Raw genomic sequence first — 16,051 nt, 5'->3', positions numbered from 1 at the left:
TCCTTCAATGGGATTGATCGGAATCGGGGTTGCGGTCACTGAGCGCGCTCGCGGACGACGCGCGCGATGTCGATTTGTTCGACGAGGCGCCCGGCCGGGAGTTGCGATAGTGCGGCGGCGGCCAGGACCGCGATGACGGCGAGTAGCGGGGGGAGCGGGCCGAGGGAGAGGTGCAGGCTGAACATGTCGTTGTTGAACGAGCGCAGAAACGCCCAGGCCGCGGCGATTCCGGTGGCCAGCCCGAGGGGGACGGCGAGCAGTGTCGCGGCGAGGTTTTCGGTGGCCAGTGCGGCGGTGAGGCGCCGGACCGGTACGCCCGCGGCACGCAGGGTTGCCAGTTCGGTGGTGCGTTCGGCGAGGTTGACGGTCATCGTGACGTAGATGACGGTGAAGGCGAGTATCGCGCCGAGGATCAGCATGACGATGATGAAAACCCAGAACAGGCCGAGGAATTGGCCGGCTTGATCTTCCAGTGCGTGGGTGTCGGTGTAGATGACGACGCCGGGCAGCGAGGTGATCCTCGCGCGTAGTGCGTCGTGATCGGCGCCTGCGTCGAACCGGACCAGATATCCGTGCAGGCCCAGGCCGCCGAGGCGGCTCGCCGTGGCGTCGGTGGCGTAGAGGAAGGTGCCCAGCGGTTCGTCGACGAAGCCGGTTACGCGTTGCTGCTGCGGGGCGCCGAAGGCGGGGGTGAGCGTGACGGTGTCGCCCGCGGCGATGCCGAGGCGGTCGGCCAGTGGCGCACCGGCGAGGAGACCATCGGCGGGTAGCGTCCGGGTTTGGCCGTCAGGGGTACGGAATCCGTGCATCGTCGTGTTCGGGGCGAGCCCGTTGAGGGTCGTCGAGTAGGACCGGTCGCCGGCGGTGACGGTGACCGGGGTGGTTGAGGCCGGTTCGACGGCGGTGACGCCGGGCAGGTCGCGCAGTCGGGTGGCGAGGTCTTCGGCGCCGGGGGAGAGGTAGACGCTGGCGTCTTCGCGTTCGATCTGATGGAACTGCAGATCGAGCACGGTGCGCATGCTGGTGAGCATGCCGACCGAGGCGAGGATCAGGGTCAGCGAGAGCACGGTGCCCACCATGGTCGCGATCGTGCGGCGTCGGCCCCGGGTCAAGGAGCGTAGCGCCATCCGCGCTACGACGGGCAGCCGATGCTGGCGTGCGGACCATCGAGCGAGCGGTCCGGCCTGGGCGGTGCGGACGCCGTCGCCGCGCATGGCTTCGGCGGGCGCGAGCCGCGCCGCGGCGATCGCGGGTGCCAGACCGGCGATGAGCCCGGTGAGCAAGCCGAGCGCGAATCCGATTAAGGCGGTGGGGATTCGGTGGTCGACGACCGTGTCGGGGATGCCGAGGGCGGAGGTGTAGGCCGAGGTGACCGCGGAGGTGGCGACGAATCCGCCGAGGACTCCGAGTAGCGCGCCGACGGCGGCGATGCCGACGCCGTAGCTCACGTAGTGGCCGACCACGCTGCGTCGCCGGGCGCCCATCGCCAGCAGGGTGCCGATGATCGGGCGCTCGGTGTGCACCAGCCTGGTGATCAGCACGTATTCGGCGATCGCCGCAGCGGCCAAGAACAACGCCGGGAACCCGACGGCGAGTTCGGAGAAGCCGTTGAGGTCTTCGTGCAGGATTGCGTTGGAGGGTTGTTCGGCCTGTGTCACAACATCAAGCGCACCTGCTGAGCGTAATGCCGCCATAACCTTGTCGCGGTCGGCTTGTGTTGCCGTGCTGGTCATTTCGACCAGAGTCTGGTTTGGCCTCGGCGCGCCGGTGAGTCGCAAAGCTTCGGGTTGTGGGGCGAAGGCGACGGCGAAGGAGTGGGGATCGCCGAGGGCCTCTTGGCGGTTGCGGGCGGGCCACAGGTATTCGGCGGAGCGGGCGATACCGCAGATCGTGACGGTGTGCCAGTCGGTGCCGTCGAAGATCTGAAGCCGGTCACCGGTTTTGAGGTGGAAGGTATCGGCGGCGTGCTGCTCGAGGACGACCTGATCGGTCTGTGCGGGATCCGGCAATTGTCCTGCGGTCAACTGGATTTCGTTGATACGCGGGCCGCCGGGCTGCGGCAACCCCGCCACGCGTCCGAACAATTTGGTGTCCCCGATCGAGAACGGAACATCGGTCTGGGTGCGTTGCGTGACCAGGGCGACACCGTCGGCGCCACCGACCGCGGCAGCGATAGTCGCGGGATCGCCTCCGGTGGCGGTGAAGTCGGCCAGGTGCAGGCGATCGTAGGTGCGCTGGTAGGAGGTTTCGAGGTTGCGGAACGAGTCGTAGCTGGCGATGAACAGCAGCACCCCGAGCAGCACAGTGGTCGCGATCGCGGCTACCTGCGCGGTTCGCCTGCGCAGGTCACGCAGAATCTTCTTGGACAGCACCCGATTCGAGGCCATGAACATCGTCCTCACCACCTGACATTCGCGGCATCGACCGGGCTGGCGTTGGTGTCGGCGGAGACGACGCGGCCATCACGCATCCGGATGACCCGGTCGGCGATCTCGGCGGTGACCTCGTTGTGGGTCACCATCACCACCCCGCGTCCGGCGCGACTGGTGCGTTGCAGTAGCTCGAGTACGCTGCGTCCGGTGGCGACATCCAGTGCGCCGGTGGGTTCGTCGGCCAGCAGGAGGTCTGGGTCGGTGGCCAGCGCCCGCGCGATCGATACCCGCTGCTGTTGCCCGCCCGAGAGCTGTGCGGGGAAATGGTCGGCCCGGTCGGCCAATCCGACCGCCGTCAGCAGCTCCGATGCCCGGCGGCGGTTGCCGCGTCCGGTCAATTCGACGATGACCTCGATGTTTTCCCGTGCGGTCAGACTGGGGATGAGATTGAAGAACTGGAAGACGAAGCCGACGTGGTCGCGCCGGAAGGCACCGAGCGCTGACGGTTTCGTGGTCGAAATATCCTGACCGGCAACGACTATCGACCCGATGTCGGCGGATTCGATACCGCCGATGAGGTTGAGCAGCGTGGTTTTCCCCGATCCGCTGGCACCGAGTATCGCGATTAGTTCGCCCGGCGCGATATCGAGGTCGACCTCGGTGAGGGCGTGCACGGCGGCCTCGCCCTCACCATAGGTCTTGCCGACGCCGCGCAGGCGGATTCCGCCGCGCGGCCGGTCAATCGTCGGAGCGTTCTTGTTCCCGTGTTCGTTCACTGGAATGTCCTTCGCTGTCTGGACTTTCGGTCAGTCCCGCCGCGCGCAGCAGCGGGCCGGTCACCTCCACCCCGGCCAGGGTGGGATCGATCATCCGGTGCAGGATCAACCCGTCGATGAGCGCCAGTACCACCGCCGCGGTGGCCTCCGGGTCGGCGGTGGTGCCTTGCTCGCGGAACCACGTTGTCAGTGCTGCGCGCACGCGAGCGACGAAGTGGCCCAGCTCGGTTCGCAGCCGCGGGAGCCGGGTCGCGGCGAGCATCATCTCGCTCATCGCCATCGTCGCGGTGTCGGTCTCGGTGTAGGAGCTGATCGCGGTGAGCATCTGGGTCATCGCCGCAGGACCCGACATCGCCAGCACGCCGGCCATCACGTTGTCGTACTCGGTGCGTGCCGTCTGTAAGGAAGCGTCGATGAGCAGGTCGGTCACCGAGTGGAAGTGGTAATGCACCAGCCCCGGACGGACGCCCGCGCGCTCGGCGACCAGCCTGGTGGTCACTGCGCCCCAGCCGTGCTCGGCGATCAATTCGACCGCCGCTGCCATTAGCTTGGCGCGCGTTTCCTCGCCTTGTGAGGCTGCCGTGACCACGGGACCTCCTGTCGCACTTCAGGTTGGTAGATCGCCTTGGGCGTTCGCCCAATCCTCATGATAGTGGCACACTGCAACAGTTGCTATAGGCAATTTGGTTGACGTGGTCTGGTGCGCAAAGAGGTCGTCGATCGCCGTCCCGAATCGAGGTGCGGTCAGTGCGAGCGATCCGTGGCGCGCAGCGCGAGCAGGACGTCGTCGTAGTCGATCCACCCGGTCAACTCGCCGCGCGTGCGATCGACCACCGGTAGGCCGGTGCCGTCGTGACCGATCAGCGCGGTCAACATGTCCGGCAAGGTCGCGTCGACCGCGAGCGTCGGCGGCAACGTGAGCAATGCGCGCACCGTATCCGCCGACCCCGGATCCTCGAGGGCTTCAGCGATATCGCGCGCGGTGACACAGCCGTGGTAGTAGCCGTCCGCGCCGACGACGGGCAGCATCGTCGCCGTGGACCGAGCCAAGGCGTCCGCGGCGGCGCGAATGTCGGTGTGTTCGTCCAACGGGATCGGCACTTCGCGGGCGACGTCGCGGGCGAGCAACGCGGGACGAGCTGGTTGATGGCGGTCGATATCGACGCCACGGCGCAACAGCTTTCGCGTGTAGATGGTGTCTTTCGACAGCAGCCTCGAGCTGAGATCGGCCATCGCGACCGCTGCCATCAAGGGCAGGATGATCGTGTACTCGCCGGTGAGCTCGAACAGGATGATCACGGCGGTGATCGGCGCCCGAGTCGCGCCACCGAGTGCTGCGCCCATGCCGATCAACCCGTACGCGCCCGCTGATTCGGTGAGGCCGGGCAGGAGCAGGTGGGCGAGGTCGCCGAAGGCGACGCCTGTCATCGCGCCGATGAACAGCGTCGGCGCGAAGACCCCGCCGGAGCCACCGATACCGATCGTCAGGCTGGTAGCCAGCATCTTCGCCACCAAGAGCAACAACACCATGCCGACGAGATAGCGGCCTTCGACGGCATTCTCCAAGACCGGATACCCCACCCCGTACATCTGCGGCAGTGCGAGTAGCAGCGCCCCGAGCGCCAGCCCGCCCACCGCGGGCCGAGCCCACTCCGGTCCGCGCCACACCCGATCGCACAGATCGTGGACCAGATACAGCACCTTGGAAAAGCACACCCCGACGACACCCGCGACGATTCCCAACACCAGATACAGCAAGTACTCGACTGGACTGCGCACGCCGAACTGCGGTAGCGCGAGAAACGGCTCGTCGCCGAGCAGCGCGCGTCCGATGACACTGGCGGTCACGCTCGACAACACCACCGCACCGAAGGATTCGGCGGCGAAATTCCGCAGGATCAGTTCCATCGCGAAGAACGGGCCCGCGAGCGGGGCGTTGAAGGTGGCCGCGATGCCACCGGCCGCGCCGCAGGCGACCAGCAGTCGCATGCGTGGTGCGTCGAACCGAAGCAGCTGTGCCAGGGTGGATCCGGCGGCCGAGCCGATCTGCACGATCGGGCCCTCCCGACCCACCGAACCGCCGCCGCCGATGCACAACGCCGACGCGAACGCTTTGACCAGCGTTACCCGCGGCGCGATACGGCCCCCATGCTCGGCGACGGCATACATCACCTCGGGGACCCCGTGGCCGCGCGCCTCAGGGGCGAATCGATACACGATCGGTCCGTAAATCGCACCGGCCAGCACCGGCGCGAACAACAAAAACCACACGCCCAGCCACGGAAGATGCAGGCTCGCCACCCGGCCGAGCCCCGCGTAGTCGGCTCGACCGGTCACCATCCAGGTGAATCCGGTGATCAAGTAGCGAAATCCCACCGCACCGAACCCGGTGACCACGCCGACGGCGATTGCCAACGGCACCACGGCCGAAGGGCTTTCCCGCAACCAGCGCCCCGTGGATTCGCGGCGCGGCAACGGAATCGCCGCCCAGGTTCGTCTGTCTATTTCCGCATCACCCACAATGGCAGTATGCAACAGTTGTTATAAGCAATTCTTGGTGGGCGGTAAAATCTGTGGTCACATCCACTGAGGAGGACGATGGTGCCGCCAGCCCGCTCGGTCACCCGGGACTCGGTCGACGAAGTGACCGATGCGCTACTCACCGCGTCGCGGCTGCTGGTGGCGATATCGGCCCGATCGATCGCCCATGTCGACGACACGATCACCCTCCCGCAATTTCGCACCTTGGTGATTCTGGCCACCCAGGGACCGGTGAAACTGGCCACGCTGGCGCAGCAATTGGATGTGCAGCCCTCGACCGCGACCCGGATGGTGGAGCGGCTGCTGGCCGCCGAATTGATCACCCGGCAACCGAATCCGCAGACCCGCCGTGAATTGATCATCGATCTGACCTCGCATGGCCGCGAGGTCGTCGACGAGGTCACCGCGAGCCGCCGCCGCGAAATCGCCCGTGTCGTAGCGAACATGCCCCGCGCGCAACGGCAGGGGTTGGTGGCCGCGCTCAACGCTTTCACCGCCGCCGGCGGCGAATTCGCCGCCGAGGGCAGTCAGGCGTATCCGCTGTAGCGGGCAGCGTTCACGAGCCGACGGTCGCGAGGGACCGCTCCGGGTCTTGCTCGGATGTCGTTGTCTGCGTGGCGATGTGAGTGTTGCGGCGACGGGATCGGACGCCTGCCCAGTGGAGTAGCGCCAACCCGGCCAACCCCGCCGCCGCCGTCCCGATGCCGATCTGCCAGCCCGGTGGTCGCCAGGTCAGGATCAATTCGGCATTGCTGGTGCCCGCCGGGATGTCGACGGCGACGAACGTACCCGCCACCGTCGTGAGCGGAACGTCCTTGTCCTGCAGACTGGCTCGGTAACCGGGCCACGCGAGCCGGGCGAAGACGACCCGTCCGCCCTCGGCCGAGCTCACTCGAACCCGGCTGGTGACGTCCGCCCGTGAGGTCGAGATCGCCGTCACCCCTGCGGAATCGGCGATCAGACCGTTGCGGGTCGAGATCGGGCCGTCGGTGCGTTCGAGCACCCAGATGTAGTTCTCGTGTCCTGGATAGTCGACCCATCGCCAGCCCGGCGGCGCGGGCTGATTGCGTGCGTCAGGGAACTGCGCTCGCTGCAATACGACCCGGTCGACCTTCATCAGGTCGACAATCGTTCGCCCGGTGGATGATTCGGTCGCGAACGCGCGCCGGAACGCATCCGGGCACGTGCTGCCGTCCCAGCCCATGCACAGCATCGCGCTGAAGGCGGCGTGGCCGATAGGGGTGTAGGCGTTGACGTAGTCCAACCCGAGATTCTTGGCATAGTTGCCGAACGCGAGCGAGCTGTAGGCGCCCGCCAGGCTCCTGTCCTCCGGTCGCAGCAGGCCGCGGTCGGCTAATTGCAGTGTGACGCCGTCGAAATGGGGGAACGCGGCGGTCATCTCGGAGCGTCGTTCCGGAAAGTTGTAGGACAGCGGTGTCGGTGGTGCGGAGTGCACCTGAAGGTAGGCGATCGGGAACATGGAGCCGATGATCAGCAGGCACACCGCCACCGTTCCCCGGGTCCGGCCGAGCCACAGCGCGACCGCACCGAGCGTGACGACAGCCGCGACCGCGACGAGATGGCGGATCAGGTGATGCGGGTCGGCCGAGAACGAGCGCGCGAGCAACAGGCCGATCAATACCGCCGCGGCCACGCCGCGACTGCGTGCCCGCGTGAAAGTCCCATGGCGGCTGAGCAATACGCACACCAGCACGAGCAGCGCGAGCGCGACCATCGGCAACACCCGCGCGGGCCAGCGTAAGGGACCGATCCGCCCGGGGCCCGCGGTCCACATCAATACCGCCGCCGCGAACAACCCGACTCCGCTGAGCTCTCTGGCCGACCGGGCCGCCGCACGCCAGTCGATGAAGGCCAACGCCGGAATCGCGAACCACGCGATGTACACCATGGGCAGCGGCTGGACATACCCCCACCACCCCGTGAACGCGGGCACCGTGCTGGGCAGGCTCGCATTGAGCGACTCCGACCACGGCACCGTCAGAAACGGGTCATTGAGTACCCGCTCGTTGCCACGCCAGGTCGCCGCCGACGACAACATCCCGGGCAGATAGGTTTCCAACCCCACCAGCCCGGCGCACCCCGCCGCCGCGAGCAACCGCCACGAGGGTGCCCATCGCCGCTGGTATACGACTTCACCGACAGCTACTGCGGCGATCATCAGTGCCGATTCCACTGCGGGAAAGATGTATTGGACCGAGATCGCCAGGTACAGGAAGACGACAGTGGGAATCGGCCCGCTGCGACCCCTCGCGTAGCGGACCCCCGACGCCCAGGCCTGGACCAGCCATGCGGTGCCGGTCAGCGAGGTCGCCCAACTCGCTTCATCGAAGAACAGGAACCATCCGCTGAGCGTGAACCCGATCCCGGCCACCGCCGCCCAGGGCGCCCGCGCGCCGTACTCGCGGCAGATCCGGAACACCCCGAGCGCGGCGATGATCGAGAACACCAGCTTCACGACGGTCGCGTAGACCGCGAGGTTGTCCACCGACGGCGCGATCAGATCGACGAGCAACTGCGGCGGGTTGTACAACCCGGCCTCTTCCATCGCATAGTTGCCCGACATCCACTCCCACGGCACCAACGCCGGAAAATGACCGTCGCGCAGGCGCCGCCCCAGCATCACCCACAGTGCGGCGTACTGGGATTCGGTGTCATCGGTATAGAAATGCCGTGCGTTCGCCAGCAGCACCGCCGCGTAGCCGACCACCACACCGAAAGTGGTGACCGCTCCCCATCGATACGCCTCGTTGCGCGATTCCGTTGCCGCAGTTGCCACCACGAGTGCCAGACCCTACCCGATAGCGGCAGTCTGCAACAGTTGCCATATGCATGCGTAGTTGAAGTCTGCACGGCCTCGCTGTGGACACTCAGTCGCGAGCACGATTCATGCGACGAATGAGCAGTGCGATACCGACGAAGAGTCCGATGAGTGCTATTGCGGCAACCTCGGCCATGGCGAGCTCCTTCTGCGTGCGAGTGGGCACCGTAACCGGGCCGGGCCCGACTCGGCAGGCATATGTGAATTCAGTGTCGGTGCGTCATCAGCACCGCGCCAAAGCATTTGCCTGAGTGCTGGCTTTACGGCATCTTTACGGGTGGTGTGCCGGGAAGTCTGGTCTGCAGCGTGACCCCGCAACGACGGGCAGCGCTCAACGGCTCGAGGGGTGGGACTGATGGCACTGGTGCTTGCGTTCGGAGTGGTGTTGCTGGTCAGCGTTTCGCTGTCCGGCGTGGCCGCCAGGACGGTGTTGTCGACAGCGTTGCTCTTCCTGCTGGCGGGCGCGCTGATCGGGCAGGGCGGATTCGGTTTCGTCACGATCGAGCCGCGCGATGGACTGGTCGTCGTGCTGGCGGATGTCGCGCTGTTCACCGTGCTGTTCACCGACGGCCAACGGGCGAATCTGCCCGCGCTGCGCGAAGGTTGGCGATTGTCGGGTCGTGCGCTCGGCCTGGCGATGCCGTTGACCATGGTCCTGATCGCGCTGCCCGCGCACTGGCTCGCCGGGTTGGACTGGCCGACCGCGTTCTTGCTCGGTGCCATCCTGTCGCCCACGGATCCGGTGTTCGCGGCGGCGATCGTGGGGCGCAGCGATGTTCCGGTCCGGCTGCGGCGGCTGCTGAACGTGGAGTCGGGGCTCAACGACGGTCTGGCGCTGCCGTTCGTGTTGATCTTTCTCGCGACCGCGGCCCATCGCGAGTCCGGACTCGAGCACATCGCGGTGGAGCTGGTGCTCGGTGTGGTGCTCGGCATCGCGGTGCCCGCGGTCGTCGCGTTCGCCTGGCGGTCGAAGATCCTGACCGCGGAACCGCGGCTACAGGCGTTGGGGCCGTTGGCCATTGCCGTCACCCTGTACGGGTTGTGCCATCTCACGCACGCCAATCCGTATCTTGCGGCGTTCGCGGCGGGTTCCACACTGGCCACGCTGGATCGAGTGGCGGCCGAGCAGTACGAGCCGTTCGGCGAACTTCTTTCCGAAATCACGAAATTCGCCGCGCTGCTGGTGTTCGGTGCGTTGATCACGCCGGATCGCCTCGGCCACCTCGGTGTCGGCGGCTGGGCGGTCGCGGTGCTCGCCATCTTGCTGGTCCGGCCGGCAGCGATGCTGATCTCGTTGCTGCGGACGTCGCTGAGCGGACCGGAGCGAGCAGCGGCGGCCTGGTTCGGCCCTAAGGGTTTCGCATCGGTGGTCTATGGATTGCTAGCGTTGCAATCCGAGATCGCCGACCGCGAGGTCGTGTTCGATCTGGTCGCCGTGACGATCGCGTTGTCGATCGTGCTGCACTCCTCGACCGACGTTCCGGTCGCGCGGGTGCTGCGGGTGGAACCGCCGGACAGTCTGCCGACCGGGCGCAAGGCCCCGCCGCGCGAGGACACGCCGGACGCCGCGCCCTAGTTGGCTCGGCGCGGGTCAGACCAGGAGGGCTCGGACCTGGGGTACTGCTTCGGCGGGATGTCGTGCGTGGATGGCGTCGCCGATCGATGTGAACTGCCAGATTCCGTTGGTGCGGAACACTTTGCCCATCACCAGGCCGGTGTGTGATCCGCCGCCGCTGAGGTCGTAGCGGGCGATCTCGACGCCGGTCACGCTGTCGATCAAGCGGCAGAAGGCGTTCTCGATGTGTTCGAAGGTTTGACCCGTGTAGCAGGTCACGATGAAGACCACTGCGTTGATCTGCGGGGTCAGCCTGGTCAGGTCGACGGTGATGATCTCGTTGTCGCCCTTGCCTTCTCCGGTGGTGCTGTCGCCGAGGTGTCGGATCGCGCCGTCGCGGGAGAGTAGTTGCTCGTGGTAGACGACGTCGGCGATCTGATCGTCGGCGAACAGCAGTGCGGCGGCGTTGAGGTCAATGTCTTTGCTGTTCGCGCCGAACCAGCGGTGGGTGCGGACCGGGTCCCAGCCGAGTGCCATGGTGACGTAGTCGAGCGCGATGCCGCTCTCGTCGTGGAGTGTGATGAACATGGGTTTCCCCCTCTTTCCTGGCGGCCGCGGCTCTGTTGCCGCCCCGCCGAACCGTGCCGGACTGCCGATGTCAGCCGAAGGCGAAGTAGCGCAGCCACAGATACGGTGCGGCGACGGTGATGGTGATAGCGGTGACGATCGCGCCTTTGCGGGTGAACTCCCAGAACGAGATCGGTGCCCCTGCCTTGGCGGCGATGCCGAGCATGACGACGTTGGCGCTGGCGCCGACCGCGGTCAGGTTGCCGCCGAAGTCCGAGCCCAAGGTCAGCGACCACCACAGCGCGTCCGAATGCACCGGGTTATCGATGTCGGCGGCGAGGTCGGCGACCAGCGGACTCATCGTGGCCACATACGGAATGTTGTCGATAATTCCGGACAGCAGCGCCGACACTCCGAGAATCAACATGACCGCTACCAGAGCATTGCCGCCGGTCGCGTCGGCGGCCCAGCGCGCCATCGTTTCCACGACGCCCGTCTTCACCAGCGCGCCGACCATGACGAACAGCCCCGCGAAGAACAGCAGCGTCTCCCATTCGACGCCGGAGAGGTAGTCCTCGGGTTCGGTGCCCGAGATCAGCACCAGCACGCCCGCGCCGAGCAGTGCCACAATCGCGGGATCGACATGGAACCAGGAATGACCCACGAACCCGACGAACACCGCCAGCAGCACCACACCGCACTTGGCCAGCAGTCGCGGATTTCGGATGGCTTCGCGCTCGTCGAGGGTCATCACGTCCGCGATGCGTTCCGCGGTGGTGTTGAAAGAGCCGCGGAACAGGATCGGCAAGACGAGGGTGAATACCACCAGTTCGATCGCCACGATCGGCGTCATGTGCACGAGAAAGTCGTTGAACGTCAAGCCGCTTCGGCTGCCGATGATGATGTTGGGCGGATCACCGATCAAGGTGGCGGCGCCACCGATATTCGACGCCAGTACCTCCGCGATCAGAAATGGTGCGGGCCGGATGTCGAGCCGATCGCACACCAGCAGGGTGACCGGGGCGATCAACAGTACGGTGGTGACGTTGTCGAGGAACGCCGAGGCCACCGCGGTGATCAGGGTCAGCAGGATCATCACCCGCACCGGAGATCCCTTGGCGCGCTTGGCCGCCCAGATCGCCGTATATTCGAACGCGCCCGTTTGGCGCAGCACCCCGACGATGACCATCATCCCGAACAACAACAGGATGACGTCCCAATCGACTCCGGTGTCATGGGAGAAGAACGCGTCCCCGGAATCGAGCACACCGGCCGCGAGCACGAGGGCGGCACCGCCGAGCGCGGCCTTGGTCTTATGGATGCGCTCGGTGGCGATCAACGAATACGCCGCGACGAACACCACGATCGCGATCGCGGTCACCGCAGACCGCCGCGACCGTCACCGGTCAGGTATTGGCGAGGGTTACCTGCAACAACCGCGACGCGGTGATCACCCCGACCATCCGCTTTCCCTCGACCACCGCGACTAGCGGGGAACGGCACCGCGCCATCAACGCGGCAACCTCGATCACCGTGTCGTCGGCGCGCACCACCGGGATCACCGGTTTCGCCGCGGAGTCCGGCAGCAGTTGACCAACGGTCTTGCCGCGCAACGCGTCCGCGACCCGGTCGGCCACCGACTCCGACAACACCCCGGCCAACGACGGATCGTCCTGGATATACCCGGGGACCAGGAAGCGCACGACTTGGGAGGCAGGTAGTACCGCTCGAGGCACCTGATCCCCGTCGGTCACGACGATCCCCGGTAACCGATGCTCGGCCAGCAGCTTGGCCGCGGCCAGCGCATCGGAATCCATCCGCACCGACGGGTAGTCCTCGGCTATCTGACTTGCCTGCATCTATGCACGATACGGCGTGTCGGGTGCGGGTCACGGCGGATCGCCCGCTGCTGTCGGCAGACGCCAGATGGGACACGGTTGCGCTATCCGCAAAACCAAGCACAGAAATCTCCCATGACCAGCCGCCCGACCCGTGATCACGAGCCGGGTTTGCCGACCAGACTTCCCGGCGCACCACCCGTAAAGATGCCGTAAAAATACGTCCAGGGCAAACTTGGTCGGTGACAGCCGTGTCGGGCATCAGCCCGCGCGTGGCCCGGATTCGACCGCGCGGATGGCGGTTTCGATGGCACCGATCTGTGCGATGACATGACTTCGCGTCGGCCCCGTACTCGACCTCGGCGCCGCCATCAGCTTGCACATCGAACGTGCCTGCGCCGACAGCGGCTCGCCCGGACCAGTCCGCAGCGTCGGGCGAGGCGAATTATTGTGCAGACCACACCCGACATCTATTAAGGGGGCTGAGACCTCGTGGTCGACAACGGTGCCCCGGCCGCGACGCACGCACTGCTGTTCGACCTCGACGGCAGCACCCTGAAGCCGTTGCGGACCGGAGACGGCAACAGCGCCGTTCTCCAGGGGACGCGCGTGGTGGTGTCCAAGGATGCCGCCGCCCTGTTGAACAAGACGTTCAACACCGACGCGGTCAAGGCCGGCTTGCTCGTCGGAATCGCGACGATCACCCTCAACCAGTAAATTCTCTCAGGCCCCGGAGCGGGTGCCCGCACTGAAATCGGCTACTACCGGATGTGCTGTTCCGTAGTACTTCTCGCCTGCCGATCGCGCGATAGGCGGCATAGATTTCCGTGTACTGAGATGTCCCGTGCCGAGGCTATGTATCACTGGTCACTGACTTCAGGGGATTAGGGCGTACTCCCCTGGGGTGCAAGTTGATCGGGGGTTCGCCCGCCGGGGACGGTAACGTGCCGGGTCGAGGTGTACTCGGCTTGGACCTTGTAGTACCGGTCGTTCGGGCCGTAGGCGGTGTAGAAGGTGAAGCCGCGGGGTCCGGTTCCAGCGTAGGGCGCGCCGGAGACGAAGCGGTCCAAAACGGGATCGAGTTGCTTCGGGAAACTCGTGGCGTCATAGCGAACAGGGAAGCAGATGCGTTGCATCCGTGGGGAAGTCCAGGAGAAGGTGCGGTACAGGTCGAAGGTCTGGCCGAGCAGCGCGAGCTCCTGGTCGGTCGCCGCGACGAAGCCGAGGTCGGCCAGGATCGTGCTGATGTCGGCGGCGGTGAGCTGACCGGGGGTGAATGGCTGTGAGTACAGGTTCATGGTGCGACTGGTGAAATCCAGCGCCAGTATCCCGATTTCGCCGCCGTAACGGCTCAGGTGTGCTGTATGCGCACGCGCCGCCTCGGGGATGCCCGCGAATCCGAGTAAGCGTTCCACGCTGATCAATTCGGGAAACATGAGCCAGATCTTCTCGACTCCGCGAGCGACCCCGACGTCGACACCGAAGGACGCCGGCACAGCCGCGGGAATGTCGGTGAGCAGCTGTTCCATCGGATGCCCGGTGAACTCCAGCAGCCCGGCTTCGCGGAGCGCCGTCACCGGATCGGTGCCCGGGCCGGAGTTGAGCAACCGCACGTTCAGTCCCCGCTGCGCGACCGGATGCGTGGTCGTGCGAACGCCGATCACCGAGGTGGTCCACAGATCCTCGAGCGCCGCGAGAACCGGATCCATCACCGCCGGGTCGTATCGGACCTCGGCCAGACGTGCGAATTCCTGCAGATCCTGTCGGATCCGATCGAGCGTCACGACAACGGACATGCCTACTCACCTCGATTGTCCAACGATCTTCCACACCACAGATGGCTATGCGTAGCGCTGCTCAGGATAACCGGGCCGCGCTCGTCGGACATCGGGCTCGACAAATCCGCCAACCATCCTGTCATAGCATCTTCGTGACTACCTGACTAGGACATTCCAGGTCCCCGCGCTGAGCCAGAGCTTGATCTGTGTGCCGGACATGGTCATTCCGGCGCACACTCTTCGGCTAGTTGCCTGGATCCGCTGCGGGCAAGTATAGGCGCGAAACTCGGGCAATATCGCCGAAAAAACCTGGTGCCCAAAGGAACTCGTCCGCCAGCTATCGTTGGCGGTATCAACGAACTGTGCGTGCACCACCTCGTTCTCGAGCGGCCGGACACCCTGCCCCATCTGACTCGCCGACTCCCCGGGATCGCCCTACGACTACTCGGCGTGAATCAGTGAAGCCGTGTCGAAATAGAGGTGGTCGCCTCTGTCGTGCTCGGCGCTCTCGACTCGCTCGGTAGAGAAAGCCGCGGATGCACGATGGCCCCGATGCATCTGTCGAGCAAGGCATCCGGCCGGGGAGCTGTCGTCGGCAACGGTCGACGGGCCGGTCAGTGTGTGGTTGGGCTTGGGTGGCACGGTTCGTGATGTTCGGGTTTGATGGAGTGGGAGACGAGGATCAGCGGCGGGGCAGGAGCCGATGTCCGATGTCCGCATTCGATCGTAAACAGTTCCATGCTCTTATGGACCGTTGTCTGGACGCGGCGGAGTCTTTGCTCGAGCCGGAGAGTCCCGATCCGTCAGATCGGTTGTGGTTGCCGCAGTTCGCGGTGTCGATCATCAATGATCGGTCGCGGGTGTGTGGGTCGCGGGTGTTCGAGGCGATGGGGTGGCCGTCGGGGACGGTGGTCGGGTTCGTGGTGGGTCGAGGGCGTGATCACGGTCGGAGTGGTCGAGTGGGGTCGTGCGGTGGTCGATCGTCGGGGTCATGTCCGGTTGCCGGCCGAGGTGCGCCGCGATGCTGGTATCGAGGCGGGGGATCCGGTGCTGTTGGTCGCGATGCCCGAGGAGGGTCTCGTCGCGGTTCTGAGCCCGCAGACCCTGGGCCGCGCCCTGTCGCCGATGCTGGCGCCCGTGCGGGATCCGCAGGCTCGGGCGGTGATTCCGCTCCCCGGGCCGTGGGAGGGCTAGCTGCTGCGTTGCGGTGTCCGGTTCGGGGATGTTTGACCGGCTTTGCTTCGCGGTAGAAGCGGTTGTTGGACCCCTACACCTTGGTTGCTGGGTTCGCATGCGTTCGGGAAAACGTGCTCGATGAGACACGCCGACACGTTCGGCCTTCGTCGGTGTTGGACCAGCGACCACCAGGTTATCTCGAAGAAGCCAGACGGTCGGGTTTCCGACAGGTTCCTAGCTGGTTCGGGCAAACTTCTCGCGTGTACCGCGTGCGCGTGTTCGAGGTGTCTTGAACACGTAGCTGGCTTCGATTGCGGGGAAGTGTTAAAAGAGCCCTGGTGGGGGGCATATGTGTCACGTTCAGGGACTCTTGAACCCCTGAACGCGACACACATGACACAAGTAATGCGCGAGAGGGGACTTGAACCCCTCGCTGTGACACCGATGACACAAGGGTGTGTTTAAGCGGTGGTCAGTTACGTCGCTGAAGCTTAGCGCGGAGATGTTGTAGAGTTCTCCATTATCGGTATTGTGTTGAGCTATAGTGGGTTTCGGGCTCCCTTCTGAGGTAGCTGGTTTGCCGCGTGCTTAAAGTAGTTGGCGGTCCCT

General features: G+C 65.7%; 13 protein-coding genes. 4 read left to right on the top strand and 9 right to left on the bottom strand.

All coding sequences use genetic code 11. From position 1 onward, the window contains the following. Positions 1-35 precede the first annotated feature (35 nt). The 4 genes from OG203_RS16900 to OG203_RS16885 form a co-directional block, all read right to left on the bottom strand. The gene (locus OG203_RS16900) at positions 36-2,387 is read right to left on the bottom strand and encodes an FtsX-like permease family protein (RefSeq protein ID WP_405166606.1); all 2,352 of its coding nucleotides are present in this window, start codon (positions 2,385-2,387) and stop codon (positions 36-38) included. Positions 2,388-2,398: 11 nt separating this feature from the next. Beyond that, on the bottom strand, positions 2,399-3,148 hold the full coding sequence (locus tag OG203_RS16895) for an ABC transporter ATP-binding protein (RefSeq protein ID WP_405166605.1): 750 nt from the start codon (positions 3,146-3,148) through the stop codon (positions 2,399-2,401). Continuing rightward, positions 3,111-3,737: a TetR/AcrR family transcriptional regulator gene (locus OG203_RS16890; protein ID WP_405166604.1), complete on the bottom strand. Its 627-nt coding sequence runs from the start codon at positions 3,735-3,737 to the stop codon at positions 3,111-3,113. The genes OG203_RS16895 and OG203_RS16890 overlap by 38 nt, the downstream gene beginning before the upstream one ends. Before the next feature lie 155 nt (positions 3,738-3,892). Further along, positions 3,893-5,668: a chloride channel protein gene (locus OG203_RS16885; protein ID WP_405166603.1), complete on the bottom strand. Its 1,776-nt coding sequence runs from the start codon at positions 5,666-5,668 to the stop codon at positions 3,893-3,895. A gap of 78 nt (positions 5,669-5,746) precedes the next feature. On the opposite strand from OG203_RS16885, the gene OG203_RS16880 reads away from it, so the two are divergent. Next, on the top strand, positions 5,747-6,235 hold the full coding sequence (locus OG203_RS16880; protein ID WP_405166602.1) for a MarR family winged helix-turn-helix transcriptional regulator: 489 nt from the start codon (positions 5,747-5,749) through the stop codon (positions 6,233-6,235). Positions 6,236-6,245: 10 nt separating this feature from the next. Here OG203_RS16880 and OG203_RS16875 read toward each other — a convergent pair whose 3' ends face one another. Continuing rightward, complete coding sequence (locus OG203_RS16875; protein WP_405166601.1) at positions 6,246-8,486, bottom strand: hypothetical protein; 2,241 nt, start codon at positions 8,484-8,486, stop codon at positions 6,246-6,248. 397 nt (positions 8,487-8,883) lie between these two features. On the opposite strand from OG203_RS16875, the gene OG203_RS16870 reads away from it, so the two are divergent. After that, a complete protein-coding gene (locus tag OG203_RS16870) occupies positions 8,884-10,104 on the top strand; it encodes a cation:proton antiporter (RefSeq protein WP_405166600.1) in 1,221 nt (406 codons plus the stop codon). A gap of 15 nt (positions 10,105-10,119) precedes the next feature. On the opposite strand, the gene OG203_RS16865 is transcribed toward OG203_RS16870, so the two are convergent. From OG203_RS16865 to OG203_RS16855, 3 genes are all read right to left on the bottom strand, one after another. Then, a complete protein-coding gene (locus tag OG203_RS16865; protein ID WP_405166599.1) occupies positions 10,120-10,671 on the bottom strand; it encodes a TerD family protein in 552 nt (183 codons plus the stop codon). Between the two features lie 70 nt (positions 10,672-10,741). Then, entirely contained in the window at positions 10,742-12,031 is a 1,290-nt protein-coding gene (locus OG203_RS16860; protein ID WP_405166598.1) for an SLC13 family permease, read from the bottom strand. A 25-nt stretch (positions 12,032-12,056) separates the two neighbouring features. Further along, positions 12,057-12,509, bottom strand: a complete 453-nt coding sequence (locus tag OG203_RS16855) for a CBS domain-containing protein (protein WP_405166597.1) — start codon at positions 12,507-12,509, stop codon at positions 12,057-12,059. Between the two features lie 471 nt (positions 12,510-12,980). Here OG203_RS16855 and OG203_RS16850 point away from each other — a divergent pair, with 471 nt between their 5' ends. After that, the gene (locus tag OG203_RS16850; protein ID WP_405166596.1) at positions 12,981-13,205 is read left to right on the top strand and encodes a hypothetical protein; all 225 of its coding nucleotides are present in this window, start codon (positions 12,981-12,983) and stop codon (positions 13,203-13,205) included. A 167-nt stretch (positions 13,206-13,372) separates the two neighbouring features. Here OG203_RS16850 and OG203_RS16845 read toward each other — a convergent pair whose 3' ends face one another. After that, positions 13,373-14,284 (bottom strand): aromatic prenyltransferase, encoded by a 912-nt coding sequence (locus tag OG203_RS16845; protein WP_405166595.1) that lies wholly within the window; start codon positions 14,282-14,284, stop codon positions 13,373-13,375. A gap of 918 nt (positions 14,285-15,202) precedes the next feature. On the opposite strand from OG203_RS16845, the gene OG203_RS16840 reads away from it, so the two are divergent. Further along, positions 15,203-15,460: an AbrB/MazE/SpoVT family DNA-binding domain-containing protein gene (locus OG203_RS16840; protein ID WP_405166594.1), complete on the top strand. Its 258-nt coding sequence runs from the start codon at positions 15,203-15,205 to the stop codon at positions 15,458-15,460. Positions 15,461-16,051 lie beyond the last annotated feature (591 nt).

Origin of the sequence: Nocardia sp. NBC_01499 (genome assembly GCF_045040275.1) — a bacterium.
Classification (GTDB): domain Bacteria; phylum Actinomycetota; class Actinomycetes; order Mycobacteriales; family Mycobacteriaceae; genus Nocardia.
The sequence above is the reverse complement of the archived record's forward strand: the minus strand, read 5'-3'. Positions and strand labels throughout refer to the sequence as shown.